Source organism: Galbibacter sp. BG1, from assembly GCF_013391805.1.
Classification (GTDB): domain Bacteria; phylum Bacteroidota; class Bacteroidia; order Flavobacteriales; family Flavobacteriaceae; genus Galbibacter.
Map to the genome: position 1 here is coordinate 1,781,971 of NZ_CP058364.1, position 16,255 is coordinate 1,798,225.

General features: G+C 36.3%; 18 protein-coding genes and 1 tRNA gene. 5 read left to right on the forward strand and 14 right to left on the reverse strand.

Features of this window, described 5'->3' with window-relative positions:
* Positions 1-20: 20 nt before the first annotated feature.
* The 4 genes from cas1 to HX109_RS07885 all read right to left on the reverse strand — a co-directional run bounded on the left by cas1 (position 21) and on the right by HX109_RS07885 (position 6,261).
* A complete protein-coding gene (gene cas1 / locus HX109_RS07870) occupies positions 21-920 on the reverse strand; it encodes a type II CRISPR-associated endonuclease Cas1 (RefSeq protein WP_178950877.1) in 900 nt (299 codons plus the stop codon).
* Positions 917-5,413, reverse strand: coding sequence for a type II CRISPR RNA-guided endonuclease Cas9 (gene cas9, locus HX109_RS07875; RefSeq protein WP_178950879.1), 4,497 nt, complete (start codon positions 5,411-5,413; stop codon positions 917-919). Before cas9 ends, cas1 begins: the two co-directional genes overlap by 4 nt.
* 333 nt (positions 5,414-5,746) lie before the next feature.
* Entirely contained in the window at positions 5,747-5,947 is a 201-nt protein-coding gene (locus HX109_RS07880) for an antitoxin Xre/MbcA/ParS toxin-binding domain-containing protein (RefSeq protein WP_178950881.1), read from the reverse strand.
* A gap of 77 nt (positions 5,948-6,024) precedes the next feature.
* Positions 6,025-6,261, reverse strand: a complete 237-nt coding sequence (locus tag HX109_RS07885; protein WP_255462834.1) for a helix-turn-helix domain-containing protein — start codon at positions 6,259-6,261, stop codon at positions 6,025-6,027.
* Between the two features lie 128 nt (positions 6,262-6,389).
* On the opposite strand from HX109_RS07885, the gene HX109_RS07890 reads away from it, so the two are divergent.
* From HX109_RS07890 to HX109_RS07905, 4 genes are read left to right on the forward strand one after another with little or no spacing between them, the layout of a single operon-like run.
* Positions 6,390-7,583, forward strand: a complete 1,194-nt coding sequence (locus HX109_RS07890) for a HEPN domain-containing protein (RefSeq protein WP_178950883.1) — start codon at positions 6,390-6,392, stop codon at positions 7,581-7,583.
* Positions 7,537-7,935 (forward strand): hypothetical protein, encoded by a 399-nt coding sequence (locus HX109_RS07895; protein WP_178950885.1) that lies wholly within the window; start codon positions 7,537-7,539, stop codon positions 7,933-7,935. The genes HX109_RS07890 and HX109_RS07895 overlap by 47 nt, the downstream gene beginning before the upstream one ends.
* 4 nt (positions 7,936-7,939) lie before the next feature.
* On the forward strand, positions 7,940-8,299 hold the full coding sequence (locus HX109_RS07900; RefSeq protein WP_178950887.1) for a hypothetical protein: 360 nt from the start codon (positions 7,940-7,942) through the stop codon (positions 8,297-8,299).
* A gap of 44 nt (positions 8,300-8,343) precedes the next feature.
* The gene (locus tag HX109_RS07905; protein WP_178950889.1) at positions 8,344-8,685 is read left to right on the forward strand and encodes a hypothetical protein; all 342 of its coding nucleotides are present in this window, start codon (positions 8,344-8,346) and stop codon (positions 8,683-8,685) included.
* Between the two features lie 25 nt (positions 8,686-8,710).
* On the opposite strand, the gene HX109_RS07910 is transcribed toward HX109_RS07905, so the two are convergent.
* From HX109_RS07910 to HX109_RS07940, 7 genes are all read right to left on the reverse strand, one after another.
* Positions 8,711-9,157, reverse strand: coding sequence for a DUF6730 family protein (locus HX109_RS07910; protein ID WP_178950891.1), 447 nt, complete (start codon positions 9,155-9,157; stop codon positions 8,711-8,713).
* A 12-nt stretch (positions 9,158-9,169) separates the two neighbouring features.
* The gene (locus HX109_RS07915) at positions 9,170-10,042 is read right to left on the reverse strand and encodes a relaxase/mobilization nuclease domain-containing protein (protein ID WP_255462835.1); all 873 of its coding nucleotides are present in this window, start codon (positions 10,040-10,042) and stop codon (positions 9,170-9,172) included.
* A complete protein-coding gene (gene mbpA / locus HX109_RS07920) occupies positions 10,039-10,356 on the reverse strand; it encodes a mobilization protein MbpA (protein ID WP_178950893.1) in 318 nt (105 codons plus the stop codon). Before mbpA ends, HX109_RS07915 begins: the two co-directional genes overlap by 4 nt.
* A gap of 131 nt (positions 10,357-10,487) precedes the next feature.
* Entirely contained in the window at positions 10,488-11,351 is an 864-nt protein-coding gene (locus HX109_RS07925; RefSeq protein ID WP_178950895.1) for a toprim domain-containing protein, read from the reverse strand.
* The gene (locus tag HX109_RS07930) at positions 11,317-11,550 is read right to left on the reverse strand and encodes a hypothetical protein (protein WP_178950897.1); all 234 of its coding nucleotides are present in this window, start codon (positions 11,548-11,550) and stop codon (positions 11,317-11,319) included. Before HX109_RS07930 ends, HX109_RS07925 begins: the two co-directional genes overlap by 35 nt.
* A 12-nt stretch (positions 11,551-11,562) precedes the next feature.
* Positions 11,563-12,768 carry a primase-helicase family protein gene (locus HX109_RS07935; RefSeq protein WP_178950899.1) on the reverse strand — a complete coding sequence of 402 codons (1,206 nt, stop codon included), beginning with the start codon at positions 12,766-12,768 and terminating at the stop codon, positions 11,563-11,565.
* A gap of 69 nt (positions 12,769-12,837) precedes the next feature.
* A complete protein-coding gene (locus tag HX109_RS07940; protein ID WP_178954118.1) occupies positions 12,838-13,119 on the reverse strand; it encodes a helix-turn-helix transcriptional regulator in 282 nt (93 codons plus the stop codon).
* Positions 13,120-13,578: 459 nt separating this feature from the next.
* Between HX109_RS07940 and HX109_RS07945 the strand changes: the two genes are divergently transcribed.
* On the forward strand, positions 13,579-14,238 hold the full coding sequence (locus HX109_RS07945) for a hypothetical protein (protein WP_178950901.1): 660 nt from the start codon (positions 13,579-13,581) through the stop codon (positions 14,236-14,238).
* Between the two features lie 16 nt (positions 14,239-14,254).
* Here the strand turns inward: HX109_RS07945 and HX109_RS07950 are convergent, their stop codons facing one another.
* The 3 genes from HX109_RS07950 to HX109_RS07960 all read right to left on the reverse strand — a co-directional run bounded on the left by HX109_RS07950 (position 14,255) and on the right by HX109_RS07960 (position 16,063).
* Complete coding sequence (locus HX109_RS07950; protein ID WP_178950903.1) at positions 14,255-15,493, reverse strand: site-specific integrase; 1,239 nt, start codon at positions 15,491-15,493, stop codon at positions 14,255-14,257.
* Positions 15,494-15,731: 238 nt separating this feature from the next.
* A tRNA-Leu gene (locus HX109_RS07955) sits at positions 15,732-15,813 on the reverse strand.
* Between the two features lies 1 nt (position 15,814).
* Positions 15,815-16,063, reverse strand: coding sequence for a GIY-YIG nuclease family protein (locus HX109_RS07960; RefSeq protein ID WP_178950905.1), 249 nt, complete (start codon positions 16,061-16,063; stop codon positions 15,815-15,817).
* Positions 16,064-16,255: the final 192 nt, after the last annotated feature.

A 16,255-nucleotide genomic window follows, 5' to 3' on the forward strand; every position in this document is an offset into this window, starting at 1 on the left:
CTAGGTCAGCTCGATTCGTATTATCCAAATTCAGGATACAGAATTTTTCTACTGCCCCCGTAAAAACATTCGTATAAACTATTGGTAGTTCGGCTCATGGCCACCATTAGCGGGCTCTGTTTTCCGTCGATAACCACATCCATAGCAGGAATTACCAACAATTCTGTTTTGATATTGGTTGTAAGCACTTCTAAATTACAACCGGTTTCCACAATTTCATATACCAGGCTGTCCACAAAAGGTCGGTAAGGTTCCATAACATCGTCTGCCAAGCAAAAGGCATTGTATTTGTTGGAGTGGAAAATCCCTACCGAAGGCAATAGCCCACTGCTTACCAATGCGCGGGCAGCTACAGCCCTTAAAATAGCATAGCCATAATTCAGTAAATTGTTGGGAGGGATGCCTTTTTGGTTTCGGCTAAATCCATCTATATCAGCAAACAAGCTTTGAAAATAATGTGCTGCTGCTACGGCTTCTAAGTTTCCTATGTCCCCGCTCTTAACTTCTTTTGCCCATCGCTTCAATTTAAGGGCATTTTTCGAGACCAGTAATAAATGGTTGGCTTGGTTTTCTATTTTAGCGGTTACCGTTTGTTGCCATAATTGTTTTTTAAGGGGAACACTGGCATTAATTTGATGGCGGAAACGTTCGGTTTGTTCGCTATGTCCTACAAGCGGTTGTAAAAAAGAGCAGGGGAGGTGCTGTTGGTCGCAGGTAATCACTGCTGTTTTGTTTTGTGCTAGTTTCATCAACAAGCCATTGGTAACGGTTATTTGCGGATTTTCGAGCACTACATACCCCAAATCCTCAATAGGAATGGTCGCTTCCTTTTTATCGGCATCAGGAAAATTGACTACCAATTGCTCGTTACGGGTACTTAAATAAGCAGGATTGCCGAAAAATAGGGTGCGTTTAATCATTTTTGTACCTTTGAAATATTTCCTAATCGATCAATTTTGAGTTTATAACAAACCTCTTTTATTCTAATTGGATTCGTAATTTCTGTAGTAATTTCTAATTTGTTTAAACTACCAAGTTCACCTATTTTGCTTTTTGAATCATAGTTTTTTATTAACGAAGCAATATTCATTTTAGTAAAATGACACTCAGTCCCCGTGCTGCTTACCATTTTATAAATTCGATTGGCTTGATCCAAGGTTAAATTTTTAAAATCGATTAAAGTTGGATTATTTAGCTCTTCTTCTGTTGGGATATATACCAAATCATTTGGAGATAGAGTAAATAAAAATTCACCTTTTTCTGGATTAGGTTGTATGGCAGTCCGTTGGTTTTTTGGTAAATGTGCTACTTGTTTTTGATGTGCAATGACTTCATTCAAGGGAATGGTCTCATAGTTTCGTTTTTGCTTTTTCTCATCCCAATAAATGGCAAAAAAGAGATTAGTCCCTTTTGCAGCTTCAACATATTTAGTGTTTTTATTTCCTATTTCACCAACTTGAAATTTACTTCCTATTTCAAAAAATTTTACCTTACGAATAGGTTGATGTTTTTTACAATTGTTTAAGTAGATTATGGCCTTATTTAAATCCTCTATTCCTTCTTCATTAAAAGCGGCTTCAAAGTTTATTTTTCCCTTTTCGTCTTTATAATTCTTTAAATGATTTGAAAGGATGACATCTCTTATTTGTTTATCGGTTATTTTAGCCAAATGCTTCTCGTTTTTTATTCCAGATAGCGAACTTCTAACCGCAGTTGCGATTTTACCTTTTGGAGTTTTGAGATTATACAACCCCGAGATTGTTTCCTTGTGTAAAGACTTTCTTATCGCCCAATTATCGCCAGCGGTTTGTTTGCGCAGCTTCTTCTTTGGTTTACCGTCTTTACCGATATTTAGGTTACCCTTTTCATCTTTATATGACCAAAACTTGTTATTGGCTTTATTAATTACGCGTAAATTTTGCTTAAAACTTACCACAATAGTTTCAAGCTGTACTTTGGCTTCAGTTGGGAGGTTTTCCCATGGCATTTGAAAGATTTTGGTGTAATGATTTTGATCATTTTTAATCAATAATTTATCACGTAAGGCGTAGTTTTTATTTTCAGCATTTAAGGCACTCAAATACTGAATGTGACTGCGTGTGCAACAAGCAACCACTAGGGCATCTAAGGCATGATGACGATGATCTATTCGTTTTTTATTAAACCCTTTTATTAATTCATTGGGAACGGTTGGAATTATTTTTCCATTCGTGTTAGTTGTGGTGAAATCATTTGTTTGAGTTAACTGGTTTAACCTTTCGAAGCGAGGTAAAATGAGTTCGTTCCATTTATCATTAAGTCCCCAATCATTTTTAAGTTTTGTCGTTATTGAACCTGTAACAGGAATCAAATTTTTAGACGTTGCTTCTTGCTCGCCTTCTTTTCGTACAATATTACTCAATAATCCTTTAATTAACTTGCTGATATACCGACTATCATTTAATTGCCTATTTATAAATCCTTCTGGGATATCTTCACTTAAAAGATTGATTAGTTTTGCTTTATTAGTTTTGAAATATTGATTTACATGGGCTTCATATTCTTCTAATGAAAGTAGTTTGTGCCCATGAATTACTGATCCTCTTTTCTCTTTAAGGTATTCGTAAGCAGTTTTGTTGTCCTTGTCTTCATTAATTGCACTTTCACAGATAATTTTATTACTTAGTGAATTGTCAAAATACCGAGATTGTGGAATAATATGCTCTATTTGATATTCATGAGTAAATAATTTTGACAACGGAATAGGTTTTCCTGTATATGGTGAAATATAGCCTTGTTCTAGCCACAAACGATAACGCTGTACTTCTTTTTGAGTTGGACTGTTACTACGTCTAATTTTTGCTACTTCATCTTCACTTACTTTTGTATAATCTGCTTTTGGGTTTTGATAGATACCATCTTCGTATATTTTTAATAAATCTTGGTGACTGGGAGAATAATCACGAATCTCACCTTTAATTGAAGAATCATTCATTAAATCTTTTAGAACTTCTCTTATACGATGATTGGTGTTTTCGTTTTCGATATTTCTATCTGCTATTTTTTTTCGTTTATCAGCTGGGTTTTTCATTTCTCGACCTAACTCTACATGAATTTCGTTAAAGAAGTCAGGTTCGCCATCTCCATAATGTTTCCAAATATCTATTACAACACGAAGGGTTTCAGTAACTACTTGTTCAACAATAGGGTTTCGTAATGAATGCTGTTTAAATTTTTTTATATAGGTGTCGATGTCTTTTGGAGTTCTCCAATGTTGAATATCACTTACTTCAGAATGCTTGCCATAAACCAAATAAGTCGCTTGATAAGTGTTTAAACCACTTAGAGGATTTTTGTTTTTTAACGGAACAAAACTTTTTATAAGCTGTTTGTTAACATCATCATCACTAACATTTGCTAGGGTTAATGCTAGTTCTCTATCCTTATAATCTTCTTTTAAATTCAGTGCATTAACACGTGCCATTATATCAGTAACACGCTGTTTGATATTCTCTGAAATGTCATTTTCATTCCAATATTTCCCTCTACGCATTAAAGGCAATAATTTACTTAATGCTTTTTTAGAATAGCTGCCATAATCGCTTTTAAAAGGTGGGAACTTGATAAAATTGGCTAGAAATGATTCTTCGTCTACATCATGTTTGTTTGCAAACTTCTTTAAGGCAGATTTATACTCATTAAGATCTGAGACCGAATAGATAATATGCCATAATTGTTCTTCCCTACTTATTAATTTTCCTGTTTGATTTTTACCAACTAAGGTTTTTTCGGTTAAAAATAGTTCTGGAGAATTTATATCTTCAACTCGTTTCAATCGGTTAATAAATTGAACTTTGGTTTCAGCAAGTGGATATGGTTTATCTGTCTCATAATTCCATCTATACTTAGTTTTGTCCTTTTTATCTATTGATTTTTGTTTGATGAAGTAATCTATAATGTGTTTTTGCTCAATTGTTTGCTTAGTATTTAAAAAGTTAAACAGAGCTTCCCAGTCTTTTTCTGTTTTTAAAAAATGAGAAGTAACATCTTGCATTTTTCCGTTTTCAATCTGTTCTTCATTGTAAATACGTAAGTTTTGTAACCATTGCCATATTCTAAATTCTTGAAATAAAGGATGACTTTTTGGAATTGCTTTTACAGGCTTCTTAATAACCTGTATTATACCTTTTTCATTCTCCTTTTTATAACTCCGATATTCAAACTGGCAATCAGAAATATTCGACTTTTGACTTCTCAACGGGCGCTGATAAAAGATAATATCTTCTGTGAATAAATATTCAAACCCTTTGTTTTTTATAATGTTTTGATGCGCTTCATTTCTAGGGTATAACTCTTCAATACAACTTTTATAAAGTTCACTGGTAAAAAAATCAGGTTGTAGTTCTATCTGTTTAGATAATATCTTTCTAAATTCTTCTTTATAAAATTTTCTTTCAATTGTTTTTACGAGTTTGCCTCTAATTTTTTGAGTTGGATTTTTCAATAAGGTCTCATAAATATAAGTTCCAACTGTTTTATTTGATTCCTCAATATCTTGCTCGGTTTTTGCTTTAATAGCAATCCAATCTTTCTCAGAATCAATAGCTTTATAAGTTCTTTTTATTTCCCCGCTTTTTAACGCTTTTGTAGTTACGATAAACTCTTTGGTTCTATTAATCCATTCTTCCGTTTTTATAATTTGTTTGTCATATTTCCAACCGTTTTCAAAAAATACATCAAATAGTGTTTTTCCTTTTATATTTTCACCTGAGTCAATAATTTCTTTTACTTTTAGCTGAACAAATTGTTTGTCTTTATCTTCGTCGGTTTCTTCACCTCGCAATTGATAATAACCTCGCTTTTGGTTAAAGTTTAAAATTACCCATGCTAATTCTTGTTTTGAGATAGGTTGTGAAAGTGCTTTTTTGCGTAAGTAATATAGTGCCCAATCATATGGGATTTTTGTTTCTATACCATTTTTCTTTTCATAAAATAAATTAGGATGCTCTTTTTTAAACTCTTCAAGCATTTCTTTATAAGACTCTTTAAAAATAAATTCATATTTGTTAGCGCTATTGAGTTTATAGTTTAGCTTTATTTCTTTTCCCGATTTAAATTGCCCTAGACGCTTTTCAAAATCAATGCCTCTAGCATAGTGGGGTGGTAAAAAATCTAGTATATTTAATACTCTATGTAGGCGTTCCCTTCTTAAATTTTTTCTTTGATACAAACGTCTTACTCCTCTGTAGCCCGTTCTTTCAGCAGTTTGAGAATGGGATAGCCCTGCATCAAATTTTCCCAGAATATCTGCGCTCATAGGGATTATACGAACTCCTAAACCATCTATTGAGCCTTCTTTTTTATTAAAATCTTGTTTAACCAAAGCCCAGCCAATACTGTTGGTGCCTAAATCCAATCCAAGAACTTTTTTCATAATAGTAGTGTTTAGGATACTAAATATACAAGAAAATAGTTTATGTTAATTATGGAAATCCGTAATATGCTTTATAGAAAGTTTTGTATATTCGAAGTCTGAAAGCAATTCACAATAAGGATTATTCCGTTGTGAAAACATTTAGCGCCTCGACTATCTTCGGGGCATTTTTTTGTTAAAGCCTTAAGTATGCTAGATTTTTATAAAAGAAATCGAGCTTATCATGTTGTTCTTATTTTAGAATTCTCAGGTCTGGGATGAAAAAAGTAATTCTTTATAATTTCAATTTATAAAAAGAGGAAAAATCATCTTTTTATCTAAAACAAATAGTAATTAAAAGATATCCTGATTATTTTTTTCTTTCTTTTTCAAAACTCCAATTAAAATTGCAATTCCGTAAGGTTTTATGAGAAATGACGCTGGTGTTTGACCGTTTAAATCTGAAGATTTGGATTCTAACCATAAATGAAACTTAGTTTTGTCCCCAAAAACTTTATACCCGTATAGATAGAGTTCTTTAAGTTCTTTGTTCATTTTCAAAGATTTAGATTTGGGTTATTAAATTTCTCGAATTTGTAAAGTTTTCATTTTTGCATGGCAGCTCTTTTATTTTAGGACTGCGGCAATTTCAAATTTTTACAAACTTCCTTTAATAAATCGCCAGGGTCAACATCAATAGCTAAGGCTATCAAATATAACTCATCTGCTCTTAGCTTTGTCGATTCATTTAAGCTTAGTTGTGATAGCCTCGCTTGACTTATTCCTGTTCTCTTAGATACCATAGCTCTATTTACAGACTTCTTTATAAGATATATGCCTAAAGGGGTCATTTTATTTAGATTTTTCACATATAAATGTATTAAAGATTAATATTTCTTTAGAATTTCTATATTTTTATTTTGATTTTTGATAGATTATTAATAGGTTTGTTTAGATTTTCTATAGAAATAAACAGTAAATCTAATGACGAATTATTATGCAAAATTTAAATAATCTTCAAGATCGACATGTTATTGGTAAACTAACGTCAATATTAGATGTAGAATTTATATATGAAACAAAAGATTTTACCGAGTTTTTATTCATTATCATTCTCAAAGGCAATTGCTCTTCATTGACCCAAGAGTTGTCCTCAATGGTCGCTAAAATTTTCCAAGAGAAAACGGACTTTCTCTACCGGATATTCCCTTTTGAATATGCCCGGCAACAATTAGCTGAAGAGAACCTATTCTTTATTTATGGGTGTAGCCCTGCAAACTTGATCTATATTAGTCCCAATGTTGAAAATCAGCTTATCGATAGAGCCATAGATGTGAATACTTTTAACAGGATTGAAAGTGTTTTTAAAAAAGAACACAATAAAATAAACGCGTTCCTGGAAGGTGCTATTTTCTTTATTGAAAAAGGGAATCTTCCCCAGGCGGCTTTTATGCTCCATCAATATATAGAACTCTGGTTCCGCTACACTGGGCAGTTTGTCATGGGCAAGGAACGCAAAAGCCATAGTATAAAAGAACTGCAAAACTATTTAAAAGCCTTTGTACCGGGACTTGGCAATCTTTTCAATACAGAAATAGAAGAGGAACAGAATCTATTGAGACTGTTGGATGAGGCGTATATAGCCACACGTTATCATAACAACTATCACATTAATGAAGAACAAATACAAAAGATACTTGAAAAAGCAAATGAAGCATATGCCCATGTGGAGACGATGTTTAAACTTAAAATGAAAGTCTGCAGAGATAAACTTTCTGAAACCCAGGAACCAAAATTGGAACCAAGCATAAAAACTCCAATAGCGCCTTTGGTGGATTACCAAGAAATCAGGGATAAGATACGGGACCTTGCAAAAAGAAAACTATACGAGATAAAACCGGGTTCCAAAAAATTCTACTACAAAGCGAACTTTAAAGTCGGCGGCCTTGCTGATATCCTTTATGATATAGCCGGAATTATGAAGGTGTACATTATAGCTCTGGAACACGCCGATAGCAGTTATGGAAGGTTAATCCCTCAGCCCCATGTCAACATCCAAACTGCCCTGGAGCATATTTTACAATTGCTGCCATTTGAGGAGTTAGAGTGTTTGGAAGAAATTATCGAAGAATATATTATGCCTTATGAAAACAAAGAAAAGGAAACCGTTGAAAACCCTGCAAGAGCTTAAAGAGCTTGTAGCAAATACAAAAGGGAGGTTGGGAAAAACCGACCAGTTTTGGGATGGCGAACCCTTGCAAAAAGCCGAAATCCGCATGTGCAATTATTATGAACTGATGCTGAAAATTGAATCCCTGATCAAAGTATGTGCATTCACCTTGGATGGGGAAGGTACCTATTTTACATCCTCTCTTTTTAGCCAATATACAGACGCCAATACAAAAGACCGAAATGCTACTGTCTGCATTGTTCTGGAATTAATACTCACTATGTTGCCCAAAAGTGAAATGGTGTGCTATGATAAAATTTTAGAAATGCTCTCAGAAGTTAATAATGATAAAAAGGATCAATCTAAAACCTAAAGTGATGAACCCAAACGAAAAAAAACTGATCAACAATTTAAAACAACATGCAAAGGATCATCATCCCACTTTAAGGCCACATTCTTTTTATGAGGATAAATTTGAAGTGAGCCTGTTTTATGTAGAAGACCATGCAGAACTATTGCTTACTGTCCGTGCATTGGTGCACCTAGCTATGAGGACCATTGACCCTGAATTGAGTCTGGATACTATCTCCGAAAGAAATGAAAAATACTATGTCCGCCATTTGCTTGCCATTGCCAACCGTTTAATGCCAAAGGGGGAGGAAGCCCTTATGGATCACCTCAATCTTTATTATAGGGAAGAGGGGTTGGGGATAAAAAGGGGTAAGGATCAAAAGTAAAAGGACAAATAGAAAAGCTTATGTATAATTGAAAATTGAGCACCATGAAAAAGAAACAAATCAGCGAATTACAAGCATTGGCCAATGATAAATTGAACACATTACAACCTTCCAATATTCGGAAAGGAAAATATAAACCCTCTTTTTTGGAGTTTGAAGGCTATACCGATTTGTTCATTACCATTGAGGCATTGATCAATGTGAGTATACTAGCGGCACAGGGGGATACCTTTTCACCTCCAAGGATTAAGGATCATGGTATGGATATCCGTCGGACTTTAGAACTTGCAAACCATCTTTTGCCTTTTGAAGAAGGAGAGTTTTTGGATGAATCTTACAGGCTTTTAAAAAAAAATCCTAAATCTTCTTTTGAAAAGGAGGAATAGCCCCCAAATCTTACCATAACTAATACTATTTGGCTTGGTTTTCTTTCGGGTTCGCCCAATTCAGATATTGTTCTTCTATTTTAGGATGTTCTTTTAAAAAATCTAGATAGTGATTTTCCAGTCGTATAACATTGTATTTGAGTTCCCTATTTTTATGGCGATAGCTAAGTGTGGTAAAACCCAGTACCAATAGCAGTACCACGAAGAATGACCCAATCGCTACCGACCATTTCGGGAACAAACGTGACCTGTTAAGACTGTTGAGCAGTTCCTTGGTATTCTTTTCCTGTGTTGCTTCAAACCGCTCCAGCCTTTTTAGATGGGTTTCCAAAAGGTACTCGATACGTGAGGCGTCTGCTTTTACCTTAACTTCCTTGAGGTTCTTGGAAAGTTTTTCCAATTTGGTCACCGATGTATTAAACCCTTCTATCTCTTCTGTCAGCAACGCTGTTATTTCTTCCAATTTTGCCATATCGTATCCAATTTAATAACCGATCCCGATCCCCGTATCGATCGCTTTTTTAATCACATGTTTCACTACCTTTTTGGCCAGGGAAGCCGCCAGGTTGGGATGTAGGGTTACCGCTTGGCTCATTATTTTAAGGGTGCTTTCCTTGGATAGTCTGGGCCCATTTTCCCTGTTCTGGGCAATGGCCTGCAATATTTTACTGGCGGACATATCCCTGTGCACCGCACTCCCTTTTAAGTACTGCGGCCCATGGGCAAACCGGAACCCCTGCAGTTGATTGGATTTATTGATTACGGAGATCACTTTCACTCCGTTCTTTTCCATCAGTTTGATGTACCTGTCGATTGTCCCCGGCTTTTCCAACAGTGCCCTTTGATGGTGCTCTTTGATGACCGCACGGGTATATAACAGGGACTGTTGTTTTTCCCGTTGCACCTCCCTTGCCGTTGTCAACTGCATTTCCTTGGCCACTTTTTCAGCGGCCAGTTGACTTTGCTTTCCGATATAACTGTCATTGTACGCCTTTCCATCAAACCCAATGCGGTTCACGTACAAATGGATATGGAGGTGGGTTTTATCCCGGTGCACAAAAGCCATCGCTTGGTGCTCCTGCAGTTTCATCTGTTTTACGAACCTACCGGTGAGCTCCCCCAATTGTTTTGCGTTTAGTTTCTTGCCATCTTCCACGGTAGGGCTCAGTACAAAACTCAGGGTGTTCTTCTGGCAACGGGCATTGGTATCCTGTACGATCTTGAACTCCTTGGTCACTTCCGATGGGGTTTCCCCGGCCAAGTGTGCCCTATAGACAATTTCTGCATCCTTTTCCTGGTCCATCCCATACTGCATGGAAGCCCTCGTGTGCGCTATGGCCATTCCTTTCCCTATCATTTTTTAAAGTTTTGTAAGTGGTCCTTGATTTCGTCAGCAAGTAGGTACACTTCTTCGGTCAGCTTGGGGTCCCTTTTTTTGAACATGTTCCCAATGCGCTTAAAATGGTGGTGGTACTGAACAAGGGCCTTATAGACCTCGATCTGCTCCTCGGTAAACCGTTCAATGATCTTATCATCCATGGCCGCCATGCGGCAATAGGAACTCAAACTGAGGTTGGCCCTTTTTGCCTTGACCTGCAACAGTCTTTTTTCAAACCGGGTACACCGGAATTTGACGAAAGTGGATTTTATGTTGACTCTGGCTTTTGCCATGGTTCAATTGTTAGAATTAGGAAGTGTTTCTATTTTTGGTGCCAAAGGTGCCCAGCACCCTTTGCGACCTCCGGGAGCAAAGCAAGATGGTTTTTGTGGCAACAAAAACACATCTTGAAATTGCTGCGCAATTACCCATCCGGTTTTCCCGTCCACCATGCGTTTATATCCTTAAAACCCGAATACAATACCGACCTATCCACGGCTTTTGAATGGGAAGCCAGTAAAAATTCCGTAGCCTTTTTACCCGCACTGTCCCGATCCAAATAAAGTTCCACATGTTCATAGTCTTTCAAATAACCGGGAACCTTTTTTACAAACGCCACGGAGTTTAGGACAAGTATATCTGCTCCTTTGGAAAGGTTGCGGCAATGACTTGCAAGTGTGAGCAGGTCGAACATACCTTCGCACACAACCAGGTTAGTGCATTGATTCTTTACAAAAGTTATATCCTTAGGAGAAACACTGCCTTTAAAGAATTTGTTCCTGAGCTCATAACCACTGGATATATTTTTAAGTCCGATGGCAAAATAGTTTTTGCCTTTCAACCTGAAATGTACTTCTTCGGCATATAACCTTGCCACTGCAGGTTTAATTTTCCGTGACCTTAAATAACCGATCAGGGCAGGGTGCGTGATGGGCCTTACATCCATAACCTCTATACCTGGTCCCTTTTTTGAACTGGGCCGCTGCTGAAAAGAAAAAAACAAAGTTTCATTGCCCAAAAACATCAAGGCCTTTTTTACCGGACATTGTTTTATCAGGCAGACCAGGTCGATCACATTGCCGCCTATACCGGCACCATGGTCGTACCATCGGTTCAGTGTCAGGGATACCTTGAAAGAGGCTTGTGTTTCTGACCGGAAGGGGCTCAGAAACCAAGCTTCTTTCTCCGTTTGTCGGGTGGGGAAATGCCCTAGTTTTGCGAGTGCCTGCACGGTGCAAACACTACGGGCTTTTTCACACGATAGTTTGTTGGTTCTCTCTTTTTTCATGGGCTGCATGGTTTTCTGAAAAATTTTGATAAAATGATGAAGAATCCTTCTTAACCCCTATATTTACTGGTACTTCACACTTCATCATTTTTTCATCATTCATCAAACTGTTTTGCTGATCTTCATCATTTTTAATGGAATCTAATTTTGATGAACGTTTGATGAAACTTTGATGAAGGATTATTTTATTGATAATCAATTACTTACATTTTTAATTCATCATTTCATCAAAAATTCCATAAATCTTTTTTCTTTCAACAGCAAAATATCTTCCGACACGGCTGATCTGGACAAACTCACCATAACTGGTATACTCGTACCCCTGATAGGAATTTGAATTGTCTGAAGGGGTAAGCCCCCATTTGTTTTTCAGTATTCTCCGGATGTCGTTCGGTTCGAAGTTTTTACGGCGCACCTTGCCCAGGTTCGAAACGATTTCCCTTGGGGTGACCCTGAGCTCATCTACACCGGTAGCCTCGAACATTTCGTAGAGCAGGTGCACCATTTCCCTCTCGACCGCATTGTTGTTCAGCCAGACCAGTTTCTTTAGCGCCCTGGTCTTGATCTGTTCCGGGGTGAACCACATCCGTGTTTTCTTTTCAGAGGCGAAGGAACGGTCCCGAAGTAACTGCAGAAAGGCGGGTATTTCAGAAATGAGCTTGTGCAGGTATTCGGTGTCCTCGGTATCGAAAGGGGGCACCTTCCTTACCCAAAAGCGGATTTCATTGGAATCTATCAGAATGAACGTATCCTCGTTATTGCTACAGAGAATGAATTTCCCGAAAAATTCGACCTCTTCCCGGTCCTTGCCCTTGGCCTCTATTTTGTCCTTATCTGTGGTGCTCAAATATTTAAGCCGTTCGGTGATCTCTTTTTTATCGAAGAACACCTCGTCCACCGCAACTATCACCTTCGAAACCCAATCGGCATTGAACTGTGAGGAAAAGCTGTCCCCTTTGATATAGGTCATGTTCTGGCCAAAGATGGCCTTGAGCCATTTGATAAAGGTGCTTTTCCCGGTGCCGCGCTCTTTGCTGACCAAACATAGGATGGGCAGTATCTGTGAGGGGTTCTCATAGATTATCTTAAGGTAATCCATGCCGAGTTCGGCCTGTTCCCCGAAGATGTGCCTCACAAACCCAATGGAAACGGGGCATTTTCCCTTCTTGGGTGCCATGGGCAGCTCGTGGTAGGTGTTATAGGAATTACCGACCACTTGCTCGTACCCTATATGCTCAGGGATACAGCAGAACCCGTCGAGTTTTGGGATCTTGGAAAGATAGGACTTCCCGTGGTCTGTAATGATCGTTTCCTTGTTCCAACGGACCATGATGGAAATGGAGTCCCCAGATATAAGGGGTCTCTCGATATCTTTCCAATACGTGGTGCCGATGCGTCTGTACGGTATCTTTTTCATAAAAATATAATTTAGAAATTGTAGATAGGATATAACTTTGAAATAGTTGTTAAACCATAAAACCAAAGCCTATGGTTTCTTCAGTACATAATCCAGTGCCTGGTTTTTGATCTCACCTTGTGATTTGCGGCCATTCCTTAACAGCCATGCGTTAAGACGGTCGATATCGAAGAATATCATTTTTCCATTGGGCTTGCTATGGGGAATGATCCCTGCAGAGGTCAGTTTGTAGAGATAGCTCCTTGATATACCCGTGTAATCACAGGCCTCTTCCAAGGTGAGTACTTTTTTCGAGCCCAACAGAAGGCTTTCAATCCTGTCGAGTTTCTCTTGTAATTTAATGTTGTCCATTGTATCTGTTTTAAAGATTAATAATGAACAAAGCGCTTTGTTTTCTTTGGTAGAATTCTTGAAATAAAAGTAAAAAGATGGAAGGTGTAAATTTAAAAAAATCAAAAAAATTTATTCACAAATAATTGATTATCAGATTTTTGATTCAATTTGGTTGCAAATGAATTTAGTTTTTATTGAGCTAATTAAATCAAATATTAAAGGATATGAATTATCAACGAATAAAATCAACTCAAAGCATTGAAAATTAGAGTTATTAACAATTGGAATCGAGAAGATCAATTGAAGACCGAAAGTGAAAAAGAATTTTAATATATCATTTCATTCCCTTACTAATGCTGTCAGTATATAAAATGGTAATGCAAATGAAAGAGAAGTGGATTTAGCTTATGTTAGTTTTGAACTAACTTGCAACAGAAAGTGATGTAAATCCATTTAGAAACATTCGATAAATAACAAATGAAAAATGTAATTATCATTTCTACTGAACATAAAGAGTCTGGAAAATGCAATTCCGATGAATTATTAAAAATTGTGGAGTCGATTAAACCTGAAGTAATTTTTGAAGAGCAGCCAGATGACGATAAATATCGCGATTATTATTCGAACCAGCAATCCTTTAGGTCGCTAGAAGTACAGACTATTATTAAATATAAGCAGAACTATGAAATTGTAAATATACCGGTAGACAAACCGATAAATGAATATGTTTCTTTATACTTGCTAAGTCGCTTTGCAAATATGTTTAAACAATATGAAGATTATAAAGACTGGATTAGGGAGCATTGTTTCTTAAGAGATAAAGATGGGTTTGCATTTTTGAATAGTAAAGAGTGCTCTGAGCTGAACAAAAAAAAGATATTACTTGAAAAACAAATAATCTCTAATAGTGGATTTGTACAAAATGACTTGAATAGTCTTTATAATCAATTCCATCATGAAGTAGATTTGAGAGAAATAGCCATGATTGAGAATATTTTAAAGTTCTGTCAATCAAGAAAATTTAATAGAGCCATTTTCTTTCTTGGATATTCTCACAGAGAATCTATTAGAAGCAAAATTCCAAAATATGAATTATTAAAGAGCCCCCAAATTGAATGGACGTTTTATAATGAATGAAATTATTATAAAAAGCTTAAAACGATTTTGTGTCCTTAAAATTTACTTTTTCATTAAAAACCTTTTTCAATTTCTGAACATCATCACTTAGCTTACGGTCAACTATTTTAGCATAGTGCTGGGTAGTTTTTAAAGATTTATGTCCAAGCATTTTGCTGACAGATTCAATAGGTACTCCATTGGAAAGAGTTACTGTAGTGGCAAAGGTATGTCGAGCAATGTGAAAGGTAAGGTTTTTGTTGATTTCACAAAGATTTGCAATCTCTTTCAAGTAATTATTGGTTTTTTGATTACTTGACATGGGAAGCAGAGGTGATCCCTGTTGCTTTTTACTGTAATATTTAGCGATGATATTTCTGGCTGCTGGGAGCAAAGGGATATTACTGATAGTTCCGGTTTTGGTACGCTTCACCTTAATCCATTGTTCGCCGTCAATACCTAAAATAATATCATCATGAGTCAATTTGGTGACATCAATATATGCGAGGCCGGTAAAGCAAGAAAAAATGAATACATCCCGAACTTGTTCTAGCCGTTGATTTGATAATTCTTTATCAATAAGTTTATTCAATTCTTGCTTAGTTAAGAACTCTTTCTCTATTTCATGTGTTCGTAGTTTGAAATTATAAAAAGGATCTTTTTCTATCCATCCGTTTGCATGACAAATACGAATTATTTTTTTGAAATACGATAGATATTTCATAGCTGAGTTATGGGAAAGGTCGACAGTAGTCTTTAAGTAATAAATAAAGTGGTTGATATATTTTACATCAATGTCTTTTACTAAATAATCTATGGAAGAATAAGTAGCTTTATTGAAATTGGATACATGACTTTTTGTTGTTTTATAGCGCTGAAGGGTTCTGGCAGTATAATCTTTACCGACCAGTTTTGCCATTCTTGAGTTGTGTTCATCAAATACATTAAGGATGTCTTTTCTGGAATCATCTTTTCCTAAATACCGGTTGCGAAGTTTTAGGGCTGATATATCTTGTTGCTTGTCCATCATTTCCTGATAAGCCCGATATACATTTTTTTTAATCATATCCAGGTTTCTATTTACCTCCTTAGCAGTAGGAGAAGAGCCCATGAGTTTATTGGCCTTAGCATTCCATTTCTCCAAACTCACCTTTAAAAAGGTGCTTAGTTCGGCACGCTCTCCACTATAAGTAATACGTAAATAAATGGTTCCAAGCTCTAAGTCTTTTGCTTTGCTCTTTCTAATATAAAATAGGATAGATAATAAGTCTTGCATAGGTTACACCTTTTTCTATTTCAAAAGTAGTAGAAAGCAATCACATATTAAAATCACAAAACATTGATATTTAGCAATTTAACATCTATTCGGGCGCACCTGTATTGACACCCGAAGTGCATCCGAATCATTCACATTTTAGTTGATTTCAATTGAATTTAAATGAATACAAGGAATTAAAAAACCCTGTAAAATCTGGCGTTTTACAGGGTTTTAATATCAATTAATATGTTAAAAGTACTCGAGGTGGGAATCGAACCCACACTCCCGAAAGAACTGGATTTTGAATCCAGCGCGTCTACCAATTCCGCCACTCGAGCATTATGTGTTTGAATCTCTGAGAGTTCTAAGATACTCTTTACCAACTCCAGATTTCCAATATTTCTCTCTTTGTCGACCTTCTTTTCTGTCTTTGCAAATCTCGGAAAAAATTAATTTAAACGGAAGATAAGGTTTAGTTGTTTTTTCTCTGCCGTTATTATGCCGTTTTAATCTTTCTTCCAGATTGCTGGTCATTCCAACGTATATGTAATTTCTAGTCGTGCTCGATATTGCATATACAGTAATCATAAAATCAATTCCAAATTAGCGCGCCTGCCTGTCGGCAGACAGGTCTACCAATTCCGCCCTGCCTACCGCAGGCAGGCACTCGAGCAATTGCATTTAAGAAACCATTGCGTTCTCTCAAATTTGGAATGCAAAACTATAAAATTTTTTTATATCTTCAAGATAAAATTACCAACAAATATAGTTTTAGAGTAA